At 61.8% G+C, this 22,612-nt stretch carries 19 protein-coding genes and 1 pseudogene; 8 read left to right on the top strand and 12 right to left on the bottom strand.

The features are described from left to right. Nucleotides 1-105: 105 nt before the first annotated feature. From NKH29_RS01970 to NKH29_RS01960, 3 genes are all read right to left on the bottom strand, one after another. Complete coding sequence (locus tag NKH29_RS01970; RefSeq protein WP_031194293.1) at nucleotides 106-306, bottom strand: hypothetical protein; 201 nt, start codon at nucleotides 304-306, stop codon at nucleotides 106-108. 128 nt (nucleotides 307-434) lie between these two features. After that, nucleotides 435-1,634: a cytochrome-c peroxidase gene (locus NKH29_RS01965; RefSeq protein WP_352484207.1), complete on the bottom strand. Its 1,200-nt coding sequence runs from the start codon at nucleotides 1,632-1,634 to the stop codon at nucleotides 435-437. Nucleotides 1,635-1,641: 7 nt separating this feature from the next. After that, nucleotides 1,642-2,088 (bottom strand): FixH family protein, encoded by a 447-nt coding sequence (locus NKH29_RS01960; protein WP_023719997.1) that lies wholly within the window; start codon nucleotides 2,086-2,088, stop codon nucleotides 1,642-1,644. Nucleotides 2,089-2,246: 158 nt separating this feature from the next. On the opposite strand from NKH29_RS01960, the gene NKH29_RS01955 reads away from it, so the two are divergent. Beyond that, on the top strand, nucleotides 2,247-3,176 hold the full coding sequence (locus NKH29_RS01955; RefSeq protein ID WP_352998899.1) for a sugar kinase: 930 nt from the start codon (nucleotides 2,247-2,249) through the stop codon (nucleotides 3,174-3,176). Here the strand turns inward: NKH29_RS01955 and NKH29_RS01950 are convergent. The 3 genes and pseudogenes from NKH29_RS01950 to NKH29_RS01940 all read right to left on the bottom strand — a co-directional run bounded on the left by NKH29_RS01950 (nucleotide 3,169) and on the right by NKH29_RS01940 (nucleotide 5,615). Next, the gene (locus NKH29_RS01950) at nucleotides 3,169-4,170 is read right to left on the bottom strand and encodes an NADP-dependent oxidoreductase (protein WP_352998898.1); all 1,002 of its coding nucleotides are present in this window, start codon (nucleotides 4,168-4,170) and stop codon (nucleotides 3,169-3,171) included. The genes NKH29_RS01955 and NKH29_RS01950 overlap by 8 nt on opposite strands. Nucleotides 4,171-4,260: 90 nt before the next feature. Further along, nucleotides 4,261-4,737: pseudogene (locus tag NKH29_RS01945) on the bottom strand (alpha/beta fold hydrolase); the annotation flags it as partial. Between the two features lie 62 nt (nucleotides 4,738-4,799). Continuing rightward, nucleotides 4,800-5,615 carry an oxidoreductase gene (locus NKH29_RS01940; RefSeq protein WP_352495973.1) on the bottom strand — a complete coding sequence of 272 codons (816 nt, stop codon included), beginning with the start codon at nucleotides 5,613-5,615 and terminating at the stop codon, nucleotides 4,800-4,802. A gap of 106 nt (nucleotides 5,616-5,721) precedes the next feature. Between NKH29_RS01940 and NKH29_RS01935 the strand changes: the two genes are divergently transcribed. Further along, nucleotides 5,722-6,306, top strand: coding sequence for a TetR/AcrR family transcriptional regulator (locus NKH29_RS01935; RefSeq protein WP_352998896.1), 585 nt, complete (start codon nucleotides 5,722-5,724; stop codon nucleotides 6,304-6,306). 12 nt (nucleotides 6,307-6,318) lie between these two features. Here NKH29_RS01935 and NKH29_RS01930 read toward each other — a convergent pair whose 3' ends face one another. Further along, a complete protein-coding gene (locus NKH29_RS01930; RefSeq protein WP_352998894.1) occupies nucleotides 6,319-7,317 on the bottom strand; it encodes a LacI family DNA-binding transcriptional regulator in 999 nt (332 codons plus the stop codon). 196 nt (nucleotides 7,318-7,513) lie between these two features. Here NKH29_RS01930 and NKH29_RS01925 point away from each other — a divergent pair, with 196 nt between their 5' ends. The 5 genes from NKH29_RS01925 to NKH29_RS01905 all read left to right on the top strand — a co-directional run bounded on the left by NKH29_RS01925 (nucleotide 7,514) and on the right by NKH29_RS01905 (nucleotide 12,326). Next, nucleotides 7,514-8,554 carry an ABC transporter substrate-binding protein gene (locus NKH29_RS01925; protein WP_023719990.1) on the top strand — a complete coding sequence of 347 codons (1,041 nt, stop codon included), beginning with the start codon at nucleotides 7,514-7,516 and terminating at the stop codon, nucleotides 8,552-8,554. Between the two features lie 131 nt (nucleotides 8,555-8,685). Then, a complete protein-coding gene (locus NKH29_RS01920; RefSeq protein ID WP_023719989.1) occupies nucleotides 8,686-9,723 on the top strand; it encodes an ABC transporter ATP-binding protein in 1,038 nt (345 codons plus the stop codon). Continuing rightward, nucleotides 9,720-10,607 (top strand): ABC transporter permease, encoded by an 888-nt coding sequence (locus tag NKH29_RS01915; protein WP_023719988.1) that lies wholly within the window; start codon nucleotides 9,720-9,722, stop codon nucleotides 10,605-10,607. Before NKH29_RS01920 ends, NKH29_RS01915 begins: the two co-directional genes overlap by 4 nt. Continuing rightward, a complete protein-coding gene (locus NKH29_RS01910; RefSeq protein ID WP_023719987.1) occupies nucleotides 10,600-11,391 on the top strand; it encodes an ABC transporter permease in 792 nt (263 codons plus the stop codon). The genes NKH29_RS01915 and NKH29_RS01910 overlap by 8 nt, the downstream gene beginning before the upstream one ends. Before the next feature lie 14 nt (nucleotides 11,392-11,405). Further along, nucleotides 11,406-12,326, top strand: coding sequence for a phosphorylase family protein (locus NKH29_RS01905; protein WP_023719986.1), 921 nt, complete (start codon nucleotides 11,406-11,408; stop codon nucleotides 12,324-12,326). Between the two features lie 499 nt (nucleotides 12,327-12,825). On the opposite strand, the gene NKH29_RS01900 is transcribed toward NKH29_RS01905, so the two are convergent. The 5 genes from NKH29_RS01900 to NKH29_RS01880 all read right to left on the bottom strand — a co-directional run bounded on the left by NKH29_RS01900 (nucleotide 12,826) and on the right by NKH29_RS01880 (nucleotide 19,376). Then, a complete protein-coding gene (locus tag NKH29_RS01900; protein ID WP_352998892.1) occupies nucleotides 12,826-13,308 on the bottom strand; it encodes a GNAT family N-acetyltransferase in 483 nt (160 codons plus the stop codon). A gap of 192 nt (nucleotides 13,309-13,500) precedes the next feature. Next, nucleotides 13,501-15,237 (bottom strand): adenylate/guanylate cyclase domain-containing protein, encoded by a 1,737-nt coding sequence (locus tag NKH29_RS01895; protein ID WP_352590196.1) that lies wholly within the window; start codon nucleotides 15,235-15,237, stop codon nucleotides 13,501-13,503. Nucleotides 15,238-15,686: 449 nt separating this feature from the next. Next, nucleotides 15,687-16,712, bottom strand: coding sequence for an aldose epimerase family protein (locus NKH29_RS01890; protein WP_352470329.1), 1,026 nt, complete (start codon nucleotides 16,710-16,712; stop codon nucleotides 15,687-15,689). Nucleotides 16,713-16,797: 85 nt separating this feature from the next. Next, a complete protein-coding gene (locus tag NKH29_RS01885) occupies nucleotides 16,798-18,255 on the bottom strand; it encodes an NAD-dependent succinate-semialdehyde dehydrogenase (RefSeq protein ID WP_352590193.1) in 1,458 nt (485 codons plus the stop codon). A 170-nt stretch (nucleotides 18,256-18,425) separates the two neighbouring features. After that, nucleotides 18,426-19,376 (bottom strand): AEC family transporter, encoded by a 951-nt coding sequence (locus tag NKH29_RS01880; RefSeq protein ID WP_352590222.1) that lies wholly within the window; start codon nucleotides 19,374-19,376, stop codon nucleotides 18,426-18,428. Nucleotides 19,377-19,525: 149 nt separating this feature from the next. Between NKH29_RS01880 and NKH29_RS01875 the strand changes: the two genes are divergently transcribed. Beyond that, on the top strand, nucleotides 19,526-22,537 hold the full coding sequence (locus NKH29_RS01875; protein WP_352998890.1) for a caspase family protein: 3,012 nt from the start codon (nucleotides 19,526-19,528) through the stop codon (nucleotides 22,535-22,537). Nucleotides 22,538-22,612: the final 75 nt, after the last annotated feature.

The raw sequence follows: 22,612 nt of genomic DNA, 5'->3' as shown, positions 1-22,612 counted from the left end.
CCGGCTCGTTGAAGGCGCTCCTGGAATTGCTCTTCGATCGCCCTCAGAAAATGGGCGGACGACGACGTCCATCCAAAGAGCGTCTGCACGAGCGTGATCGAGGCGTCATGATTGCTCCTGGGTGCATCCGACGCGATGGGCGGTGGGGCGGACAGCCCGCTGAATCCCGGAAATGTCGATTCCGGCTCTGTCGAACATCCCGCCTTTCGAGCCGAAGTCATTCTGCATGTCCACGACGAGAACTGCGGTCTTGGCGGGGTCAATTGAAACAGGTTGAGGCTTGGCGTCGATTTCAAGTGGCTGCATTTTATCCTCCCACAGCCTGAGGTATCGCACTTTGCGCCTTGGTTATCATGAGCAGCGACCCTGCATCGTGTCAACGTTATTTGGCGGCCCAAGACGGTGGTCCGCTCTTGTCGCACACAAACCCGGCCTCACTCCGCCAGCGTCTTCAAAAACGCCACCAGAGCCGCGCGTTCGCGGTCCGAAAGCTGCAGCGGGTGGATCTCGGATACACCTTCGACACTGGCCGGCGCCTTGGAATAATGCGCCACCACTTCGTCCAGCGAGGAAAACTGCCCGGCATGCATGTAGGGCGGCCGGGTGGCGGCACCGCGCAGCGACGGCGTCTTATACCCACGAATGAGTTCCGGCCCGGCCTTGACCATGAAGCGCAACTCGCGGCAGGCGCTGGCATCACCGTCGCGAAAGGTGCCGAAACAGTTGAACGGATCGGCCTCGACCTGCGCCACCGCGTCGACGCGGCCGCGATCCGGCGGCAGGCCCGCGACAGGCGGCACGCCGGTGTTGTGAAAACTGCCGTCGGTAAAACGCGGGCCGTTGTGGCAGGTCACGCAATTGGCCTTGCCGATGAACAGCTTCAGGCCGAGGATTTCCTCCGGCGAAAAGACGGCGTCGCCTTGCGGCTCGGCGCCCACCGCAAGATCGGTAGCAAAACGGTCGAAGCGTGTCTGCGGCGGCGCGATCGAGCGCTCGAAGGCGGCGATCGCCTTGCCGATATTGGCAAAGACGCGATTGACCTCCTCGGCTTGCGCCTCCGGCATGGCGTTCCAGGCCGCCCTCTCGGCATCGGTGCCGAGCGGGCTGGCATTGGCCGGCACACCCGAAAGGTCCGGCAGCGGCCCGAAGATGCGCTCGTAGCGCTCGCCGAAACGGGCCTTGATGTAATGCGCGAAGGCGGCGCGGTTGCCGGCCTGCTCCAGCGGATTTTCGAGCGGCGTCAGTGCTTGCGCCCACAGGCTGTCGCGCCGCCCGTCCCAGAAGAACCAGGGATCATGCGCGACGCCGGCCAGCGGCATGGTACGCCGGTTGGTGCGGCCGACGCCGACCGCTTGCGGCAGGTCGTCCTGGAACTGGCGGTCGATCTTGTGGCAGGTCGAGCAGGATACGGTGCCGCCGCCGCTCATCCCGGTGTCGAAGAACAGCGTCGAACCGAGTGCCGCGGCGGCCGGCACCTCGGCAAAGCGATTGGTCGTGTCGGGCTTCAGCGGCGGCAGCTTGGACAGCGCCAATGAGGCGACGGTTTGCTTCTCGGCGTCGGAAAACTCCGGCCTGCCGCAGCCGGCGAGCACGGCCACCATCACCAACGCGAGAAGACTGGAAAACCGGCTCATCTATGGCTCACAGCACCACGTTGAAGACGACAGTGTCCGAACCGGCCGCGGCGGAAATGGCAAAATGCAACTGCCACCACCCGCTCATCGTGAATTTCACGCCGTCGATGCGATAGCGTCCCTCGCCGAGGTAATCGGTCGCCTGCGGGCTGGTCGGCAGACCGTGCTTGTGCTGCGGCATGCCGCCGGAAATCGTTATCGCAGCACCTTCCACCGGCGCACCCTCGACGGTTTTCAATGTGAGCAGCCAGGACTCCAGTTCGCCCTGCCGGATGACGCCTTTCTCGGGCTCGAAAGTCGCCACGAACAGCTTGTTCGCCGTCGTCCTTGAACGGCCGACGTCCGAGCTTGGTTGCGGCGCATGCGGCGCCGTCAGATAGACGACGGCCAGCACACCGGCGAGCAAGGCAGCCAGGCCGAAGCCTCCAAGAAGATAACGCCATAACGATGCCAAACCCATTCCTGTTCTGCGGATAACGATTCGCTGGGCAGATCGCGTCCCACGCCCCTGTGGGAAATCGCGCCCAGCGCAAGAATCCGCCGTCGCCAAGCATGGCGCTGCCGGCCGCAAAAAGCTACAGCACCGCAATTGCACGGATGGAGGAGTACTTCATGGCAGGAAACGGCGTCGCCTCGATCGGCGAGTGCATGCTCGAGCTTTCGGGCCAGGCCGGGCCGAACTGGCGGATGGGCTTTGCCGGCGACACGTTCAACACTTTATGGGCGCTGCATGCCTTGAGCGGCGAGCGGCCGGCGACCTATGTCTCGGCCTTCGGCGACGACCCGTTCTCGGGCGACCAGATCAAATTCCTCGCCGAAAACGGCATCGGCGTCGGCGCCAGCCCGGTGATAGCGGGCGCCCGCCCCGGCCTCTATGCGATCACGCTGACCGGCGCCGAACGTTCGTTCACCTATTGGCGGGCCGATGCGGCCGCGAGGCAGTTGGCTTCGGACCCAGCCGCTTTACAGAAAAGCCTTGAAAACCAGGCGCTGGTCTATTTTTCCGGAATCACTTTGGCAATCCTCGACGAGGGTGCGCGCAAGGTACTGCTGACGGCCGTGGCCAAGGCGCGCGCGGCCGGCTCGCTGATCGCCTTCGATCCCAATTACCGGCCGCGGGTGTGGCGCCAAAGCGAGGAAGCGCAGGCCGCGATCCTCGAGGCGCTCGCCGTCGCCGACATCGCGCTACCCACCTTTCCCGACGAACAGATGCTGTTTGGTGATACGACACCGCAGGAAACAGCCGAACGGCTGCGAAAGCTGGTCGGCGAGGTCGTCGTCAAGAACGGCGAGGAACCGGCGCTGATCGCGCAAAACGGAACCTTGCAAACCGTGCCGGCGGTACATGTCGCCACCCCGGTCGACACCACCGGCGCCGGCGACTCCTTCAATGGCGCCTATCTCGCCGCCCGCCTTGCCGGCCATGCGCCGACTGAGGCGGTGCAGCGCGCCCATCGCGTCGCCGCCGCCGTCGTACAGGTGCGCGGCGCCCTGGCGCCGTTCGAGACGCTCAGGGCTGCGTTCGAGGCAACTGCTATCTGACCTTGATGACGACCTTGCCCTTGGCGCGTCCTGTTTCGACATAGGCCAGAGCCTCATTGGTCGCTTCGAATGGAAAGACCCGATCCAGAACCGGGCGGATCGCGCCGGATTCGATTAGGGAGGTGATTTTGCTCAGCTGATCGCCCTGCGCCCACATGAAAAGGAACGAAAACTGCACGGCACGGCGCTTGGCTTTGGCCCGAATTCCGCGGCTCAGGAAGCGCAGCACCAGCCTCAGCATAAAATTCAGTCCCTTTTCCCTGGCAAACTCGGGATCCGGTGGACCCGAGATGGAGATGAGCTTCCCACCCGGTTTCAGCACGCTCAGGGATTTTTCGAGCGTCTTGGCATCCTGGCTGTTCAAGACGACATCGTAGCCCGACAGAACTTTCTCGAAGTCTTCTTGCCTGTAGTCGACGACGACATCGGCGCCGAGACTTTTCACCAGATCGGCACTCGCTGCGCTCGCTGTTGTCGCAACGGTCGCGCCGAGGTGCTTGGCCAACTGAATGGCGAATGTTCCCACGCCCCCGGAACCAGCCTGAACGAAGACCTTCTGTCCCTTCTTCAGGTTTGCCCTTTCTATGAGCGTCTGCCAGGCGGTGAGACCGACCAGGGGAATCGAGGCCGCCTCTTCCATGCTGAGATTCTCGGGCTTCAAGGCCACGTCGGCTTCATTCACGGCAATGAATTCGGCGAATGTCCCAATCCGGCCATCGCGCGGCCGCGCATAGACATCGTCGCCGGCTTTGAACTTGCGGACTTTCGATCCCACGCGAATAACCGTCCCGGCCACGTCGTGGCCCAGGATGAAGGGCTGGCGATAGGGCAGGATGAGCTTGAATTCTCCGGTTCTGACCTTGGAATCGAGCAGGTTCACCCCTGCGGCATGGACCTCGACCAGGACATCGCTGTCCTGGAGCTGCGGCTCCGGCATTTCGGCCAGCCGCAGAAGGCCCTTTTTATTATATTTATCGACAACGAATGCCTTCATGGCAGTTACTTTCTAAGAATGTCTGTTGGTGTTCCGCGACAAAACAAGCCGAACGTTTTCAGTTGCATGGCCGCCCTGCGGCAAGACCTCAGCCTCGAGGAAGGACAGGGCTTTCGGGACGAAATCGGCGTAGTTCTGAACTACCCCGCCATGCCCGGCATCCGGATAGATAACCAGATGCGCCCCTGGGATACGCCCGGCGAGATCGTAGGTATTGCTGCTCGGCACCATCCTGTCCTGGTCGCCATTCGCAACCAAAGTGGGAATGCGGATAGCGCTCAGGTCTTGCGGCGCCTGGAGTCCGTAGGCCTTGATCGCCTTGAGTTGCGCGCCGAAGGCGCTCAGCGATACCGCCTTGTCCCGGTTGGACCGGCGCTCTTTCAGCCGTTGCAGAAATGCGTTTGCGGCGCGGCGCCCATTCGGCGTCGTTGTGAAGAAGAGATAGTATTTCGGATCCCGCAAAGTCAGCGCGCCCTTGATCATGTCCACGATCGTCAGCGGCGTCACCTTGTCGATGCCTTCGCCACCGGCCGGCCCCGTGCCAGCCAGGATGAGTTTGCGCACAAGGGCCTGACCAAATGTGTTGTGGTTGCTAGTCGCATATGCGCGAAATCCCCTGGCTCTGTTGTTCAGACCGGCAAGCGGAACTGCTTGCGCAGGCTCTTGTCGAACATCCCCGCGGGGGCAAAGCGGCGCAGCAGGCTGACCTGGCGCGCTGCCTTGCCAGCGGTGTAACGCCGTCGCGGACGGGCATCGGTCGCCGCCTTGACGACCACATTCGCCACCACTTCCGGCCGATCGGCTATCGGCATCACATCGCCCAGCAACGCCTTGAGCCCGGCTCGAGCCCGATCGTATTCCTTCAACAGCGAATCCGGCTCGATGCCGTTCTGGTCGAAGACGGTGCGGACGAATGCCGGCTCGATGACGGAAACGCGGACGTTGAAGGCGCGCACCTCGTGGTCGAGCGATTCCGAATAGCCTTCGAGCGCGTGCTTGACTGCCGAATAATGCGCTGAGTATGGCGCGGGTACCAATCCCAGAATGGAGCCGATATTGATGATGCGCCCTTGGCCGCGCCGCCGCATCGACGGCAACACTGCGTTGGTCATCCGCATGACGCCGAACAGATTGACGTCGAACAGGGCTTGTACCTGTGCGACCGAGGATTCCTCGGCACCCCCTAGCAGGCCGACACCGGCATTGTTGACCAGGAGATCGATCCGGCCGGTCTGCGCGAGCACGGTGGCAACGAGCGCAGTGACGGCCGCATCATCGGTCACGTCGCATGCCAGCATGGTCACCCCTTCCGGGCCATTACTGGTCTTGCGGCGACTTGTGCCAAAGACAGTGAACCCCGCCCGCGCCAAGGCCTCGGCGCTGGCGCGGCCGATGCCCGAGGAGGCTCCGGTCACGATTGCGGTTTTTTCAGAATTCCCATTCATTTTTGATGTTCCAGGTTCGAGAGGTCTAGCTTATTTCCACGAATTGAATTATGGTCGTAATATCAGATTATGAGCATAATGCAATAGCAGGACAGGAAAGAAAGACATGCGCTACGAAAAGGGCCGAAAAGACGCGTCACGCAGCCGGATCATGGAGGTCGCCGCCGAACGTTTTCGATCTGACGGCATCGCGGCGTCCGGGCTGGCGACCATCATGAGCGACGCCGGGCTGACGAACGGGGCCTTCTATCCGCACTTTCAGTCCAAGGCGGAGCTCGTCCGTGAAAGCGTGGCGGCGGCCCTGGACGCGCAGTCGCAGCAAGTGCAGGAAGCGTTGGCCGCCGGCGGTCCGGAAATGGCCATAGAGGCATATCTATCGGCCGAGCACCGGGACAATCCTGGAAAGGGCTGCGCTTCGGCCGCGCTACTGCCGGAAATAGCGCGGCAGCCGCCTGAAACGCGGGCCCTCTATGCCGAACGCGCCCAATCCCTGGTGCGTCAGATAGCCGACGCTCTGCCGCCGACCAACGATCCAGAGGGCGTTGCGTTGGGTGTGTTTGCAACGCTCATCGGCGCGCTTCAACTGGCCCGCGCCCTGGAAGGGACGGAATTGTCGGATCGCATCCTTGCGGCGGGATCAGCTGCGGCAAAGGCGCTGATCCGGCCGGTTCAAGACGAGGTGGCCCCCTGAGGGCAGCCCGGACTATTCGGCCGGCTCGAATCTGCCTTGCACCAAGACAGTCTCCACCGGTCCAAGCGGATTGATGATCCGGCTCTCCAGGACTTCGATAAGTTTGCGTCCAACACTCGCCATATCCACGAAATGAACTCCGATCTTTGCCGGCAGGAAACGTGCCAGCCGCGTGCTGTCACGGGTGACGATGTGGACGTCGCGGCCCGGTGTAAGACCCCGCTTGCCGAGGGCGTGCAATGCTCCCAGAAGGCCCAGTTCGTTGGCGCACGCCAAGCCCGTCGGCGGATCTGACGACGCCAGCAAGCGATCGAACCAGCCTGCGCTCGATTCCATGGTGAACATGCCGTGACCGATCAGCGATTGGTCGATCGGAATACCGGCCTCGGCCATTGCCCTTCCATACCCGGAAAGACGCATGGCACTCGCCTGGTCCTCCGGAACGAGAAGTTGCAGCGCAATGCGTCGACAGCCCTTATCCATGAGCCGCCGGGTCGCCTCGTAGGCAATCTGTTCATTGTCGACATCGACATAAGGATACGCGATATCCAGGTCAGTTCTTCCAAACGCGACGAATGGCATGCGTTTATCCAGCAGCAGCTTGACGCGCGGATCAGCCGACACCAGGCGTGTGATGATCAGGCCGTCTGCGCTGCGCGCCTGGAGCTGCCGCTCCACACTCTCGACGGGATCGTCGTCGGGAGTGGTGGAATAGATGGACAGACTATAACCGGCTTGCCGCGCCGCCAGCGTCATGCCTTCGATTAAAGGAAGCTTCAACAGATCGGACAGATGGTCTCGTGTCTCCATCGGGAGTACTGCCGTCAGCGTCTGCGTTCGACCGGTTTTGAGCGCGCGACCATGATGATTTGGTAAATAGCCGACCCGCTTAGCCGCCTCCTTGACGCGGGCTATGGTCGAGGGCTGCACTTCCGGCCCATCCTTCAGAGCGCGGGATACCGTGGTCACCGAGAGGGAAAGTTCCGCCGCGATCTGCTTTAGATTGGCCATTGTTCGCCCGACTTCGTTTGCGAAAGCGCCGGCTGATTTTGCTGACCGCCAACGTTACCGGATTCGACATCCCGGTCAATCCAAACTCCCGCAGGAAGCAGCTTGACTCCAGCGCATTCAGATGCAATCGTAACGTTACGATTACAAAATAATGGCTCTTTTGAGCGACATTTGATAAAGTTGGGGAGGAGAACCTATGTCCTGGCTACGCATTTCCTTAACAGCGTTCGCAATCTCGGCTGCCTTGCCTGTCCATGCGCAAACAGTCACCATCACGACCGCAGGTGGCGATTATGGCAACGCCATGAAGGAGGCCATGTGGGGGCCTGCTGCAAAAGAGCTCGGCTATGATGTCCGCGAGGAGACCCTAAGCGACGGCCTGGCCGCCTTGAAGATGCAGGTCACATCGGGTGCGGTCACGACCGACGTCATTCACCTGGGCTCACCGGAAGGTGCCCAGGCGGCCGCACAATCGCTGCTTGAGCCACTCGACTACAAGATCATCGATCCGAAATCCGTGCCGGAGGGTGCGAAGTCCGACTACTGCTATCCGTTCGACTCCTACGGCACCGTCATGTCGTGGAACACCAAGACCTATGGCCAGAACCCGCCGAAGACGTGGGCGGAATTCTGGGATGTTGCCAAATTTTCTGGCCGGCGCGCGTTGCGCGCCAATGCGCAAGACTCGATCGAGATCGCGCTTCTCTCCGATGGCGTGGCACCCGCGGACGTCTATTCCGTGCTCAGCACGCCGGAAGGGCTAGAGCGCGCCATCAACCGGCTTGAAGCGATCAAACCAAATGTCGCCGTGTGGTGGACCTCGGGAGCTCAGTCGGCGCAGTTGCTGAAAGATGGTGAGGCGGATTTGGTCATTACCTGGAACGGACGGGCTCAAACCGTGAAAGCAGATGGCGGCGCGGCTGACTACACGTTCAAGGGTTCGGTCATCGGCACGGACTGCCTTGGGGTGCCGAAGGGAGCGCCGAACAAGGAAGCCGCGATGAAGCTCATCGCAGCGATGACGCAGCCTGCGCGAGTTGCGAAGCTGACCGATTTCATTGCCTACGGCCCAGTCAATCCTGCGGCATATGAGGGTGGCCTTATTCCCGAGGACCGTCTGAAGACCCTTGCGACCGCGCCTGAAAATGCTGGCACTTCGGTGTTTTCGAATTCAGAATGGTGGGTCAAGAATGGCGAGGCTGCCCAAAGAGCCTTCGATGAAATGATGGCCCGCTGACTCTCAGCTCTAATGCATATCGCGCAAAAGTGTGCAGCGGTTTTGCGACAACAACATGCATGAAAACAAGAACCTAAAGCGTGTCGCGTGAGGCCGGTCGAACGCGACGCGCCTTAAGGCTGGAGCACATGATGAAGTCGCTCGCGATCACCATCGAAAGCGTGCACAAGGCTTATGGATCCTACGTCGCACTGGATGATGTTTCGCTCGACATTCAGGCTGGCGAATTCCTCACGCTGCTAGGGCCATCGGGATCGGGCAAGACCACGTTACTCATGGCTCTGGCCGGTTTTGTCCGCCCGGATTCCGGTAAACTTCTCTTGGGCGATCGAGACATCACCCGCCTGCCGCCCAACAAACGAGACATTGGCATAGTATTCCAGAATTACGCCCTGTTTCCCCACATGAATGTCCTGGCGAACGTCGCGTATCCGCTGGTGCTGCGCAAGATACCGAGAGCGGAGGCGCGTCAGCGGGCGCTTGATACCTTGGCCCGCGTGAAGCTGGATGGCCTGGCGGAGCGCAATGTTGCCGCACTATCCGGCGGCCAACGTCAACGGGTGGCATTGGCGCGGGCTATCGTCTTCGAACCGCGCGTGATGTTGATGGACGAGCCGCTGTCGGCGCTCGACAAGAATCTGCGCGAGACCATGCAGTATGAGATCCGGCGCCTGCATGATCATCTAAGGATCACCACAATCTATGTGACCCATGACCAGCGCGAAGCGCTGATTATGTCTGACCGGATTGCGGTGATGAACTCTGGCCGCATCCAGCAGATAGATACGCCGCAGCGAATTTATGATCGTCCATCGACCCGCTTCGTCGCGGAGTTCATGGGCGAGGCTAACATTGTGGCGCCAGGCTCAGCACGCAGAATCGACGGCGCCGAACCATCACGCGAAACTCTGATGATCCGCGCCGAAAGCTTCCATCTTGATGCGAAGCTCGTCGGGGGAAACGGAGTGGCTCTCGAAGGAATACTGCGCGCCAAAGCGTTCCGCGGCGAAAACTGGCTTTTGACGCTGGCGCTTGACGGTGGGCAAGAGGTTCTTGTCTGCATTCCGGCAGCGCTGGCCGGCGGCTGCGCCGAGCTTGCCGCCGGTCAGCGGATGACCGCATATGCACCAGCAGCGAAGGTTCACGCCATACCGGGAGCGACGGCGTGACCGTCGTCCGGGATCCGGCGCTCGCTGCGGATGCACGGCGCGAGCGGCGGTTTTTTCTTTCACTTTCGCTCCCGGCGCTGTTCATCGTTGGGCTGGCGGCGATACTGCCCATCCTTTGGATCATCCGGCAGTCCTTCCTGACCACCGCGGGTGAGTACACCGTGGGCAATTACCAGAAGGTCCTTTCAAGCGGACTGACATGGTCGGCGCTCGTCACGACCCTCGAACTGTCCCTGGGTACGCTGGCGGCCTGCATTCTTCTCGGCACCCCCCTGGCGCTGGCTCTGGCCAGCGTCAGACCAAGGGTGGCCAACGTGCTGATGGCGTTCGTCATGCTGCCGCTGTGGACCTCCATTCTGGTGCGTACCTATGGTTGGCTCGTGCTCTTGCGGCGCGATGGCCTGATCAACGCGGCTTTGACCGGTTCAGGCCTGACGGCGGAGCCATTGCCGCTGGTCTACAACTTCACCGGAACGCTCATCGGCATGGTGCACTACATGCTGCCGCTCTTTCTGCTGCCGGTTTATGCTGCGATGCGCGATATCGACCCAAATCTCATTCGCGCGGCGGCGAGCATGGGAGCCACTCTCAGGCAGGTCATCCGCACGGTCATTTTGCCGCTATCGGCGGGCGGCATCTTCTCGGGTTCGATCATCGTCCTCATCTACGCCATAGGTTTTTTCATCACGCCGGCGGTGCTTGGCGGCGGCAAGGTAAATCCTCTCTCTACCCGGATCGAGCGTACACTATCGACCTTTCAGGACTGGGGGTCGGCGAGCGTCCTGGGCATTCTGCTCCTCGTTCTTATGGCGCTGATCGGTGTGATGTTGCTGGCGGCACGCCGCCTGGTGGCCCAGAACACAGTGGAAGCCCCCCATGCTTGAAGCCTATCCGCAAAACAGGCTCGCCCGCATTTTGCTCTGGAGCTTTGCCGCTCTTGTCATGGCATTTCTGATGCTGCCAACGCTCGTGGTGGTGCCGCTTTCCTTTTCGGCGTCGAATCTCCTCGAGTTTCCGCCGCACGCCTACTCGTTGCGTTGGTATGAGAACTTCTTCGGCTCGGCAACGTGGATGGCTGCGCTCAGAACGAGTTTGATCCTTGGGACATTGACGGCGTTGATCGCGGTGCCGTTTGCGCTGCTCGCCTGCATTTCAATGAATCGGCTGGGCGGAAAAACCGCTGCGATCATCCAGAGCGTCCTGCTAACCCCCTCGATCACCCCGGGTATCCTGCTTGCGATCGGTCTCTTCTTTGTCTTGGCTGCACAACATCTGATCGGAACGCTATTCGGTGTGCTGGTCGGACATGTGGTGCTGGCCGTTCCGGTCGCCTGCATTGTGTTGCTGCCGGCTCTCGCCCGCTTTGACTGGAACCAGGTCCAGGCGGCGCGCAGCCTCGGTGCAAACTGGGCCAGAGCCATTGGCGGAATAATCGTTCCGCAACTTCGGATCAGCTTGCTGTCGGCGACATTGATGGCGTTCCTGACTTCGCTCGACGAGTCTGTGATTTCGATCTTCATCGCAAGCGGTCGCAACAGCACGATGCCGAAGCTTATGTTCCTGTCGCTGCGCGATCAGATCGATCCGACCATTGCGGCGATCTCGACATTGTGGACCGTCATCGTCGTGGCCGTGGTCCTGATTGTGACCCTTCGCCAAAAATCCTGACCGAGACTGGAAACATGCCCACCAATCACCATGCAGCCGACGATCTGACGGATCATTCGACGGACATCCCTCAGGTAGGGTTGGCCATCATCACCGGGTCGGCAAACTGGGGGCTTGCCTTCCCGGAAGATGTCGAATTCGATGGTGTGCGCACGTTGCGGCGCGACATGAGTTTTGAAACGCCTTTCGGTCGTACCGACAACTGGAAGCTGCTCGAGTTCGATGCGTCCATCACAGCCGAAGGGAGAGCAAAACGTGCGTTGTGCATGTATTCGCACGGCAATCCCCGCGACCGTATCGACCATTCCTGCCATCGCCGCGCGTTCTGGGTATTGATGCGGGCGGGTGTACGGCAAGTTCTCGCCTGCTCGACTGTAGGCGCCGTCAACAAGGCGATCCAGCCGGGCGACATGGTGGTGACCGCCGACATCATTGAACTGACGCAGACCCCGTTTTCACTGCTTCCTGACCGCCAGAGCTTTGACTGTTCGGGCAAGCAAATCGTGTGTCCAAGATGTGCGGCGGTTCTGGTCGAAACGGCCCGCCGTCATTGGCCAGCCGAATGCCGCGTTTACGGCATCGAACAGCAGTTGGTGGCTGCCCATTGTTATGGGCCCCGACTGACAACGCCAGCCGAAGCCTTGGCGTATCGGGGCATGGGTGCGGATGTCCTCAACCATTCCATCGCCCCTGAGGCGACCTTGTCGCGCGAGATCGGCGCGTGTTTCGTGCCTTGCGCATTCGTGACGGCGGGCTTCAACGACTATATGGATCGCAATCGCCAGAAATTGCTGCAGGAGGACGTGCTGCCCAGTCTCTCCATGACAGCCTCGCGGGTCGCGCTGGAGACCGCCGCGCGACTTCCCGCTGATCCGGAATGCTCCTGTCACGGCTTGAAGTCGCCTCAGCCGAAAGAACGCTCCAGCCGGTTCTGAGACGACCTTTGTGCGCCGGATAGCTGAAGCTCTGCCACCGACCAAGAATCCCGAGGGCGCTGCATTGGGCGTGTTTGCGACGTTCGAAACGCTGAGGGCGGCGTTTGAGGATTAGGGTCAAAACTCAATCAGACTGGCTGCCGCCAATGGCCCAGATGGGCGGAACTTGCCGTTTGAATTAGTCGGCGGGAATGAGCACAGAGCGCCATTTGCTGACAATCATGGCGCTTCAGCATTGCGCTCGTTCTCGCTACGACCTGATGCGGACCCGAAGCGGATGGTCGTTTGATCCGGTTAAACTCAACGCGCCACCCGACCACATGCGCCATCTCGAGACGTTCCCGAAAACCTCCACGTCGGTCGCGACTCGACCATGGAGCGGAAGTACAGGCGAAGTACTGTTTCGTTCGAGATGGCCTGGTTCAATCTCCAGCATCCTCCTCCTGCCATACTGGCCGGAGCGAGTGCCGGCCGCGAGCGAGTGGCCTTTGAGCGTAGCTCAGAGCGTCTTGCTCATCATCAGGATCGGAACCGGAGCGCCGCCACGGTCATCGACGAATTTCTCGGCGGGTTGGTAGCCGCACGCTCGATAGAGCGGCTCTCCTGCCATCGTGGCTGCCAGATCGGCACGGCGGAAGCCCTCAGCCCTAGCGGCACGTTCACACAGCGAAAGGATAAGGCGGCCGACGCCTCGCCGGACAAAGTCCGGATGGGTATACATGGCTCTGATACGCGCCGCGTCCGTGGCTGGATCAAGCAGTGCCGCGTTGCGTCCCGGTGACTGATCACCACCATACATGGTCGTGCGCCGGCTCCAACCACCGCAGCCTGCCAGGACGCCGTCGTGCTCCACGACGAAATAGGTGCCATCATCGACAAGCTGCGTGTCCAGCCCCATGATTGCGCGGCTGGATCGGATCTGGTCATCGTCGAGAAACGGTTTCTGGAGTTCGGAGATCGCTGCATCCATGAGCGCAATCATGGAGGCGAGGTCCTCGCGTCGTGCTATCCGGTGCCGAAAGTCTTCCCTGGCCATGTTCAAGCACACCATGAGGCGAACAAACGCACGATATGGCGAATTTCGTTCCGTCAGAAGACCAAAATATTCGCTGCTGCGGCAGCCTTGGGACGCCTGTCGACGGCAGCCGAAGGTATAACCAATGACCAATGACAGTCATTCTGGCAGCCCCGCCATGCGATAACCTTCCACGATATGCCGGCGCACGTCTTCGGCTGGGAATGGCTGCGAATCCGACCAATGCCGGATAGTGAAGTGCGGATTGCTTATCATGAACATTTTCGCCTCCCAGCGCGCTTCCTCCAAACGGCCAAGTTGCGCAAGGCTTGCTGCAAGCAGGCGTCGTGAAGTCGTGCGATAGGTTTCGGGCCTGCGCAGCGTTAGGATCGCGGATTCGTAGTCGCCCAGGGCATATTGGGCCTGGCCCAACATCCAATAATACCAACCGGGCGGGTGAGGGTTGAGTCGCAGTGCCCTGCGGACCTGCTCTATGGCTTCGGCAGGTCGGCCCTTTTCCGTCGTCAACTCGGCCTGCATTGCCCAAGCGTCGGCGTGGTTGGGGTCCAACTCGTGGGCAGCATCGAATTCGGCATCCGATTCCACCCAGCGACTCTCATGTCCAAGTATGACGCCCAATACCCATCTGTTCCCGGCGTCGTTCGGGTCGAGTTCGACCGCCAGCTGTGCTTCGGCGAGCGCTCTTGCGCGGTTGGGGTCCATCGGTTCGTCCCAGAACTCCCAGCCCAGCCAGAGGTTGAGTGCCAGCCAACGGTGCGCCTCCGCGTATTCCGGGTCGAGCGCGATTGCCCGGTCTAGCAGCAAAATGGCCTCTTTCGCGGTGAGCGCCGTTTGCAGGCCAAGGACCCGGGCACGCACACAGAGATCATAGGCCTCCAGGTTGCTCGGTCTGTTGCGCGCCGGCGCGGTGGTCAGGCGGCCAACCAGAGCCTCGACAATCTTGCCGGTCACCTCGTCCTGAACGGCGAAGATATCTTCTAGGCTCCGGTCGAATCTTTCGGCCCAAAGGTGGTCACCCGCGATCGCGTCGATCAGTTGGGCGTTGATACGCACCCGTCCAGCGGCCCGCCGTGCACTACCTTCAAGAAGATGGCGAACTCCCAGTTCTCGCGCGATGCGACGCACATCCACGTGCCTGCCTTTGTATGCAAATGCCGAGTTGCTGGCGATGACGAACAACTCGCTTGTCCTCGACAGATCCGTGATCAAGTCTTCGGTGAGGCCATCGACAAATGCCTCCTGCTCCGGATCATTGCTCATGTTCGTAAAGGGGAGGACGGCAATGGAGGGCTTGGCGGGGAGCTGCAGAGGCGCTTTCTCCGCGAGCCCGCCATCGTCCGATGCGGTCGACAGCCGGATCCGGTAGACAGACACTGGTTCGGTGACGTTCTTGATCGCTTGCGGACCAAGTTCGTCGAAGCCGCAATCGAGCTTCCGCTTGACTTGGTCGTAGACGCTGCCGGACACACAGACATCTCCTGCCCCGGCCATTGCCTGGAGCCGCACTGCGACAATGACGCCGTCGCCGAACAGATCGCCGTCCTCGACAACGACATCGCCCAGATTGATGCCGATATGCAGGTAGATTCTCCGGTCGGCGGTCACACCCTCGTTTGCGGCCGCCATCCGCTTCTGAAGGTCCACGGCGCATGACACGGCGTTCACCGCGCTTCCGAACTCGACCAGAACGCCATCACCCATCACTTTCACAATACGGCCATGACGGTCGCGGACGAGTGGTTCGAGGATTTCCTTCCTCCTCCTCCTTAAAGCGGCCAACGTTCCTTGCTCGTCCAGGTCCAGAAGTCGACTGTAGCCCACCACGTCGGCAGCCAATATGGCGGCAAGGCGGCGTTGGGCGCGTTCTTCGGCCATTTCGCGTTGCTTTCATTGAAAGCAGAAAAGCGAATTTTATGCCGCCCATTTCAAAAGTCTATCAGGTTGACTTCGAAGCTCGATCGCCAAGCAGCTACATAGGGTGATCGCGCCTGTCGATTGTCCCCACTGGGGCCACGACTTGCGCTTGGGGCTCGTCTTGGAGAAGGTCAGCAAGGGGTCAGTGCCGAGTGCCGCGAATGTCGGCTATCGCGCAGTGAAATGGGCTGACGAAGGGCAGCTCAGGGTCAACTTGCGTCGTCAGGGCTCTCGGCGTCAAAGGTCCGAGAGGGTTCGAAGTCGGTCGTTCAGAGTGATTGCGTTTTGACTCCAGAGCGCCGCGCGTCATTGGACGCGCAAAGGACGCTATAACACTTTGAATTTTGCATGATCCTTTCCGAACCGGAGGTCAGCGCAGCAAAACCATGCCGGTTTCCGGGGGTCACACCCTAAGGCAGCCTGAACCGGTATTCGGTCACGTGATGGTAGATCTGCCCGGGCCACAGAGTGGCTTGCGGGAAATACGGCCGGTTGGGCGCATCCGGCCAGATTTGCGGTTCCAGGCAGAAGCCTGAAAACGCCTTGTACTGGCGTCCGCCCAGTCCAGGCGAGGACGGCGCCAGATACTGGCCGGTATAGAGCTGGACACCTGGCTCGGTGGTCCAGAGCTCCATCTCGACGCCGGAATTCGCGCCTTGCGCCCATGATGCCTGCTTCAGCGGCCCGCGCGTCGAGGCGAGGCAGAAATTCTGGTCGTAGGGGAGTTGCTCGCCCTCGGTCTCCATGCGCAGCGGCCGCGCCTGGCGAAAGTCGAAAGGTGTGCCGTCGACCGGCTTGACCGTGCCTGTCGGAATCAAATCGGCGTCGACAGGAAGATAGGCGCCGGCATTCAGCATCAGCCGGTGGTCGAGAATGTCGCCGGCGCCGCCGTCATCCAGGTTGAAATAGGAATGCTGGGTGAGGTTGCAGAGCGTCGGCTCCTCGCAGGTGGCGGTCAGTTCGACGCTGAGCGTACCGGGGATCTTGAGCCGGTAGGTGCAGGTCACGTCGAGCGCGCCGGGAAAGCCCATCATGCCGTCCGGGTCGTGCAGGGTCAGCGTGACAAAATCCCTGCCATGCAGCGAAACCGCCCAGGCCCGGCGCGAAAAACCTTGCGAACCGCCATGCAGCGTGTGCTTTTCGAGGAAATTGCGCTCGGTCTGGTAGCGTTTGCCGGCAAGCGTGAAGCGGCCGTCGCGGATACGGTTGGCATAGCGCCCGACGACAGTGCCGAAGAAGGCGGTATCCGTCTCATAGTGCTCGAAACGATCATAGCCGAGCACCAATGGCGCCTCGTGCCCGGCCAGGTGCAGATCCTGAATGATCGCACCCAGGCCGATGATGTTGGCGGTAAGGCCGCCGCCACGAATGGTGAAACGGCGGACTTCCTCGCCCGCCTGCGTCGTGCCGAAAACCTCGCCGTCCTTCATCGCCATGCTCGCAAGTTCGTTGCTCGATCGACGCCAGCCTGGCCTTTCCGAAGCGGCCCAGGATCGTTTTCGGTATTACCGTATGAGGCTTCTAGAGACCAAGTCCGCCGATGCAGACATATTTGGTGTCGAGATAATCCTCGATGCCCTGATGGCCGCCTTCCTTGCCGAGGCCCGATTCCTTGACGCCGCCGAACGGCGCCTCAGGCGTGGTGATGAGCCCTTCATTGACCCCGACCATGCCGTATTTCAACCCTTCCATGACCCGGAAGGCGCGGCCGAGATCGCCGGTGTAGAAGTAGCAGGCCAGGCCGAACTCGGTGTCGTTGGCGAGTGCCACGGCCTCTTCCTCGGTCTCGAACTTGAACACCGGCGCTACCGGGCCAAAGATTTCTTCCTTCATGAAGCGCATCTTCGGCGTCGCGTTAGCGATCACCGTCGGCTGGAAGAACGAGCCGCCAAGCGCGTGGCGCTTGCCGCCGGCGACGACCTTGCCGCCTTTGGCAGTAGCGTCGGCAATCAGCTCCTCGACCTTCTCCACCGCCTTCTCATCGATCAGCGGTCCCTGCTGGATACCGTCTTCGAGGCCGGAACCGACCTTCAGCCCGTTGCTCGCAGCAGCCAGCTTTTCGACGAACTCGTCATAGATGCCGGCCTGCACCAGGAAGCGGTTGGTGCAGACGCAGGTCTGGCCGGAATTGCGGTATTTGGCGGTGATGGCGCCAGCGACGGCCCGCTCGAGATCGGCGTCGTCGAAGACGATGAACGGCGCATTGCCGCCGAGCTCCATCGACACTTTCTTGACGGTCACCGACGACTTCTGGATCAGGATCTTGCCGACCTCGGTCGAGCCGGTGAAGGTGATCTTCTTGACCAGCGGATTGGCACAGATCTCGTCGCCGATCTCGCCGGCGGCGCCGGTCAGGATATTGATCACGCCTTTGGGGAAGCCGACTTCCTCGGCAAGCGCGCCCCAGGCAAGCCCGGAATAAGGCGTCTGCGACGCCGGCTTGACCACGGCGGTACAGCCGGCGGCAAGCGCCGGACCGAGCTTGCGGGCCAGCATCGAGGATGGAAAATTCCATGGCGTGATGGCGGCGATGACGCCGACCGGCTCCTTGGTCACCAGAATGCGGCGGTCCGCCCAGGGCGACGGCACGACGTCGCCATAGGTGCGGCGGCCCTCTTCGGCGAACCACAATATGTAGGACGCGGCCGAGCCGATCTCGCCCTTCGATTCGAACAGCGACTTGCCCTGCTCGATGGTCAGCAGTTCGGCCAGCACGTCCTGATTGTCCATCATCGCGTCATGCAGCTTGCGCAACAGCTTCGAGCGTTCGAGCGCGGTGGTCTTGCGCCATGTCTTGAAGGCAGCGTCGGCGGCTTCGATGGCGCGGCGGGTCTCGGCCTTGCCCGACTTCGGCACGGTGCCGATCTTGAGGCCGGTGGCAGGATTGTTGACGTCGACCGTCTGGCCCGAATCGGCCTGCACCCATTCGCCATTGATGAGATTGGCCTGCCGCATGAAATGGCTGGTTTTCTGAAGCATGATCTCGCCTCCGTTCGGCACCTGGCGGGCCGGTCGCTGATTTCGTGAATGGACGTGCGCGATAGCATCGCTAGAGCCACTGCTCTTAGCCCAGGGCAAGCCCCGCAAGCAATCACAAGATGGCATATAGGGTTTGGGCCAGCCAAAGCGAGAGCGATCTCGCCGGGCTCTTATCCAAAAACATGGACAACCACGGCCAGCCAAAAGGCCGTGGTGACCACCGCGCTGGCGGTGGCGATGGTCATCTGGTTCGATGCCAGCGCCTGGCCGGTGTTGAACTGCACGGCGATGAGATAGGAGTTGATGCCGGACGGCAGCGCCGCCACCACCACCGCCACCTTTGCGGTCAATGGCGGCAGGCCGATCAGCCAGACCAGGCCAAGAACCAGCGCCGGCATCAGAAACAGTTTCAGCGCCGACAGCGCCAGCGCCGGCCGGACATTGCCGGAAATGCCGAAACGGCGCAGGCTTAGCCCCATGGCGAACAGCGCCACCGGGGCGGCCGTGCCGGCCAGCGCGTCGCTCAGCCGCGTCGCAAGCACCGGCAGCGGCGCACCGGTGAAGCGCCACGCGAGCCCGGCCAGTATGCCGATGATCAGCGGGTTGATGAATACCCTCCTGAGAAAGCTCGTGATGACGCGGAGCGGATGCACAGGCTCGCTGCCGCCGCGGCCGAACATTTCGAACAGGATGATCGAGGCCATCATCATCACCGGCAGGTGAATGGAAACCAGCAGCGACAGCACTTCGAACCCGGCCGGGCCGAACACGCCGATGATGAAGGGAGCACCGAGCAGGACGACATTGGAATAGGACGACGACACGCCGCCGACGACGCCGGCGCGTGCGTCTCGTCCGAAGATGCGCGTAATGACCAGATGGCCGGCAGCCCAGGTAAGCGCCACCGCTGCGAAATAGGCGCCCCACAGCGACCACGGCGCCACGCCGTGGAAATCCGCCTTTATCATGGTCTGGAACAGCAAAAGCGGCATTGCCACGTTGATGGCGAATTCGGATACGCCCTCGCCGCTCGCCGGCTTCAAATAGCCGGTCAACCCGGCAAGATAGCCGAGCCCGACGAGACTGAAGACGAAGAGGACGGTTTCGGTAAGCGGAGACATTTTTGCCGTGATAGGCGAGCCCTGATCGCGGCGCAATCGCCCTTCCCTCGCGAATGTACCAGCCAACAATCCGGCCGCTCGGATCTTGCCCGAATTTGCTCATGGTTGGATGGCAGCGCTATACAGGGTTGTCGGGGGACACGCGGCGAATGGGCCTTGTCGGAAATCAGCACTTCTTCAAGCAGGCGTGGCTGACGGCTTTCGTCGCCGCCCTGCTCTGTCTCGTGGTGACCTCGACTCATGCCGCGGAGCCAGCAAGCCTCAAGGGCGTGGCGCTGATCGTCGGCCAGTCGAAATACCGGCACATAACGGCTCTTCCCAACCCCGCCAACGACGCCCGCGACATCGCCAAGTTGCTGACCGATCTCGGCTTCGACGCGCGCAGCGTCACCGACCGCGACGCGGCAAAGCTGAAGCGTGATCTCGAGCGTTTCGCCGAGGATGCCGAGGACGCCGACGTCGCCTTGATCTACTATTCCGGCCACGGCATCGAGGCCGGCGGCGAAAACTATCTGGTGCCGGTCGACGCCGACGTTTCTTCATTGAAGGACGCCGATCAGGCCCTGGTGCCGATCTCCGCCGTCATGGACGAATTGAAGACGACCGTGCCGGTAACGATCATGCTGCTCGATGCCTGCCGCACCAACCCGTTTCCGGCGGACGCGGTGCTGCGCCGGGCGCCCACGGCCTCGGCCTCGCCGATCGGCGCCGGCGGACTGGAGCCGGTGCGCGGCGCCAAGGCACTGGCGGACGCGACCGCGACGGAAAATCTGGGAACGGTGATCGGCTTTGCCGCCGAGCCGGGGCGGCCGGCACTCGACGGTATCGTCGGCGAAAACAGCCCCTACGCAGCGGCACTTCTGCGCCATCTCGCGGCGATGAAGGGCACGGAGTTCGGCTCGGTCATGCGCATGGTGACCGAGGAGGTCTATCTCGACACCAAGGCAAAGCAGCGGCCATGGGTCAATGAAAGCCTGCGCCGGCTGCTCTATTTCGGCGTAGCACCGCAGGAACCGACCGGCGACGACGGGCTGATCACCGGCGAGCGGCGGCAATTGCTGCTGACGATTGCCGAGTTGCCGGACCCCAAGCGGGCACAGGTGGAACTGGCCTCGCTGCAGGACGGCGTGCCGCTCGACGCGCTTTATGGCGTGCTGAAGGCGCTCGGCACCGAAAAGATGCCCGAAGACCCCACCGACCTGCAAAAGCTGCTCGACGCCCAGGCCGAGCGCCTGAAGAAGATGATTTCCGAGCGCGACGCGCTGCGCACCGACGACCCCGAGATAAGCCGCCTCGTCGCCTCGGCCGACAAGGCCATAGGCCAGGGCGCCATCGTCACCGCGCGCAACTTCCTCGACCAAGCGGTGGGCCGGGTCGAGCAGGCCAGCGGCGCCGTCGACCAGGCGGAGGAATTGGTCAGGCAAAAACGTCTTGCCGACGCGGCGATTTATACCAGGCGCGCCGACGCTTCGGCGCTGGTCTTCGACTATCTGTCGGCCGCCAACGATTACGGCAAGGCCTTCTCGCTGGTCGAGAAATGGGACGACAGACTGCGCTGGAACTACAAGAACCAGGAGGCGGAAGCGCTGAATGCCCATGGCAATGCCACCGGCGACAGGCAAGCGCTGCAGCGCGCCATCGACGCCTACCGCGTCATCCTGAATTTCATCCCCAATGGCGAGCAGAACCGCGACTGGGCGATCACCCGCAACAACATGGCGGTGGTGCTGCAGACGATCGGCGAGCGCGAGCGCGAAACCGACCGGCTGGAAGAGGCAGCGAAGATCTTTCGCGATTCGCTTGTCGTGTTCGAGCGCGAGAAGGACGACCTCAACTGGGCCGCCGCCCAGAACAACCTGGCCAATGTGCTGCTTAAGATCGGCGAGCGCGAGAGCGACCCGAAACGCCTGAACGAGGCGGTGGTGGCGATGCGCGCCACGCTGGAGAAGCGTCCGCGCGACAAAGTCCCGCTGGACTGGGCCGCCTCGCAAAACAATCTCGGCCTTGCGCTTTATGCGCTTTCGGAACGGGAACCGAATGGCGAGCGCCTGACCGAGGCCGAGACCGCCTACCGGCTGGCGCTTGAAGAGTACACGCGCGAAAAAGCGCCCGTTCAGTGGGCGATGCTTCAGAACAATCTGGGCAACACGCTGGTGTCTCTCGGCACGCAACGCAACGACAAGGCGAAAATCGACGAAGCGGCCGACGCCTTTCGCGCCGCGCTCAAGATCCGCACCCGCGACACCTTCCCGCTCTCCTGGGCAAGCAGCCGTCTCAATCTGGGTAACGCGCTGAGCAGTGCTGCCCGTTTCGATCTCGGCACCGGCCTGCTCGAAGAGGCGGCTGCTGCCTATGGCGACGCGCTGACCATATTCACCCGCCAACGTTTTCCAACGGATTGGGCTTCGGCGGAGAACAATCTCGGCTCGATCTACCAGACGCTCGGCCAGCGCACGCGCGATCCTGCCAGGCTTGAGCAATCGGCCGCTGCATACCGGGCGGCACGGCGCGTCTATACCAAGAAGGAGTTTCCGCTCGACTGGGCGATGACCCACTACAATCTCGGCAACACGCTGCAACTGCTCGGCGGCGTGACCGACAAGCCGGTGCACTACGAGGCGGCGATCGAGGCCTATCGCGATGCACTGCGCGAATACAAGCGCGAGACGACGCCGCGGCAATGGGCGCTGGCGCAGGCCGGCCTCGGCTCGGCGCTGCAATGGCTGAGCATGAGCGAGGCCGACACCAGCAAACTGGTCGCTTCGATCGCCGCGCGCCGAGCGGCGCTGGAGGTGCTGACCTTCGAAACCTCGCCCGTCGATTGGGCAAACGCGCAGAACGGCATCGGCATGAGCCTGATCAATCTCGGCAATCTCGAACGGACCGGCAGATATCTGGACGACGCCGAAGCCGCCTTCGAGGCGACGCTCAAGGTCTTCACCCGCGAAGGCCAGCCGATGCAATGGGCCTTCGAGCAGAACAATCTCGGCGACGTCCACTGGAACCGCGGCAGCTATGGCGGCGGCAATGCCGAATACCAAAAGGCGATCGAATTCTTCGAGAACGCCAAGCAAGGCTTTACCGAAGCCGGCTACACACTCCCCATCCCGCTGACCGACCGCAAGATCGATCTGGTGAAGAAGCAGATAGCGAAGAAATAGGCGTCTCGGCCGCAGGTTGCACTCGGCTTGTCTTTCAGCCGGCTTTGCCGTCCCTATATGCCGGTCACCGGGGAC

This window comes from Mesorhizobium sp. M1295 (genome assembly GCF_040318135.1).
Lineage (GTDB): Bacteria > Pseudomonadota > Alphaproteobacteria > Rhizobiales > Rhizobiaceae > Mesorhizobium.
This window is presented reverse-complemented; position numbering and strand designations above follow the sequence as displayed.

Excerpts from the sequence above, each read along its gene's own strand:
- NKH29_RS01970 (WP_031194293.1), bottom strand. The coding sequence starts at position 306 with ATGCAGCCACTTGAAATCGACGCCAAGCCTCAACCTGTTTCAATTGAC.
- NKH29_RS01965 (WP_352484207.1), bottom strand. The coding sequence starts at position 1,634 with ATGAGCCGGTTTTCCAGTCTTCTCGCGTTGGTGATGGTGGCCGTGCTC.
- NKH29_RS01955 (WP_352998899.1), top strand. The coding sequence starts at position 2,247 with ATGGCAGGAAACGGCGTCGCCTCGATCGGCGAGTGCATGCTCGAGCTT.
- NKH29_RS01950 (WP_352998898.1), bottom strand. The coding sequence starts at position 4,170 with ATGAAGGCATTCGTTGTCGATAAATATAATAAAAAGGGCCTTCTGCGG.
- NKH29_RS01940 (WP_352495973.1), bottom strand. The coding sequence starts at position 5,615 with ATGAATGGGAATTCTGAAAAAACCGCAATCGTGACCGGAGCCTCCTCG.
- NKH29_RS01935 (WP_352998896.1), top strand. The coding sequence starts at position 5,722 with ATGCGCTACGAAAAGGGCCGAAAAGACGCGTCACGCAGCCGGATCATG.
- NKH29_RS01930 (WP_352998894.1), bottom strand. The coding sequence starts at position 7,317 with ATGGCCAATCTAAAGCAGATCGCGGCGGAACTTTCCCTCTCGGTGACC.
- NKH29_RS01925 (WP_023719990.1), top strand. The coding sequence starts at position 7,514 with ATGTCCTGGCTACGCATTTCCTTAACAGCGTTCGCAATCTCGGCTGCC.
- NKH29_RS01920 (WP_023719989.1), top strand. The coding sequence starts at position 8,686 with ATGAAGTCGCTCGCGATCACCATCGAAAGCGTGCACAAGGCTTATGGA.
- NKH29_RS01910 (WP_023719987.1), top strand. The coding sequence starts at position 10,600 with ATGCTTGAAGCCTATCCGCAAAACAGGCTCGCCCGCATTTTGCTCTGG.
- NKH29_RS01905 (WP_023719986.1), top strand. The coding sequence starts at position 11,406 with ATGCCCACCAATCACCATGCAGCCGACGATCTGACGGATCATTCGACG.
- NKH29_RS01900 (WP_352998892.1), bottom strand. The coding sequence starts at position 13,308 with ATGATTGCGCTCATGGATGCAGCGATCTCCGAACTCCAGAAACCGTTT.
- NKH29_RS01895 (WP_352590196.1), bottom strand. The coding sequence starts at position 15,237 with ATGGCCGAAGAACGCGCCCAACGCCGCCTTGCCGCCATATTGGCTGCC.
- NKH29_RS01890 (WP_352470329.1), bottom strand. The coding sequence starts at position 16,712 with ATGGCGATGAAGGACGGCGAGGTTTTCGGCACGACGCAGGCGGGCGAG.
- NKH29_RS01885 (WP_352590193.1), bottom strand. The coding sequence starts at position 18,255 with ATGCTTCAGAAAACCAGCCATTTCATGCGGCAGGCCAATCTCATCAAT.
- NKH29_RS01880 (WP_352590222.1), bottom strand. The coding sequence starts at position 19,376 with ATGTCTCCGCTTACCGAAACCGTCCTCTTCGTCTTCAGTCTCGTCGGG.
- NKH29_RS01875 (WP_352998890.1), top strand. The coding sequence starts at position 19,526 with ATGGGCCTTGTCGGAAATCAGCACTTCTTCAAGCAGGCGTGGCTGACG.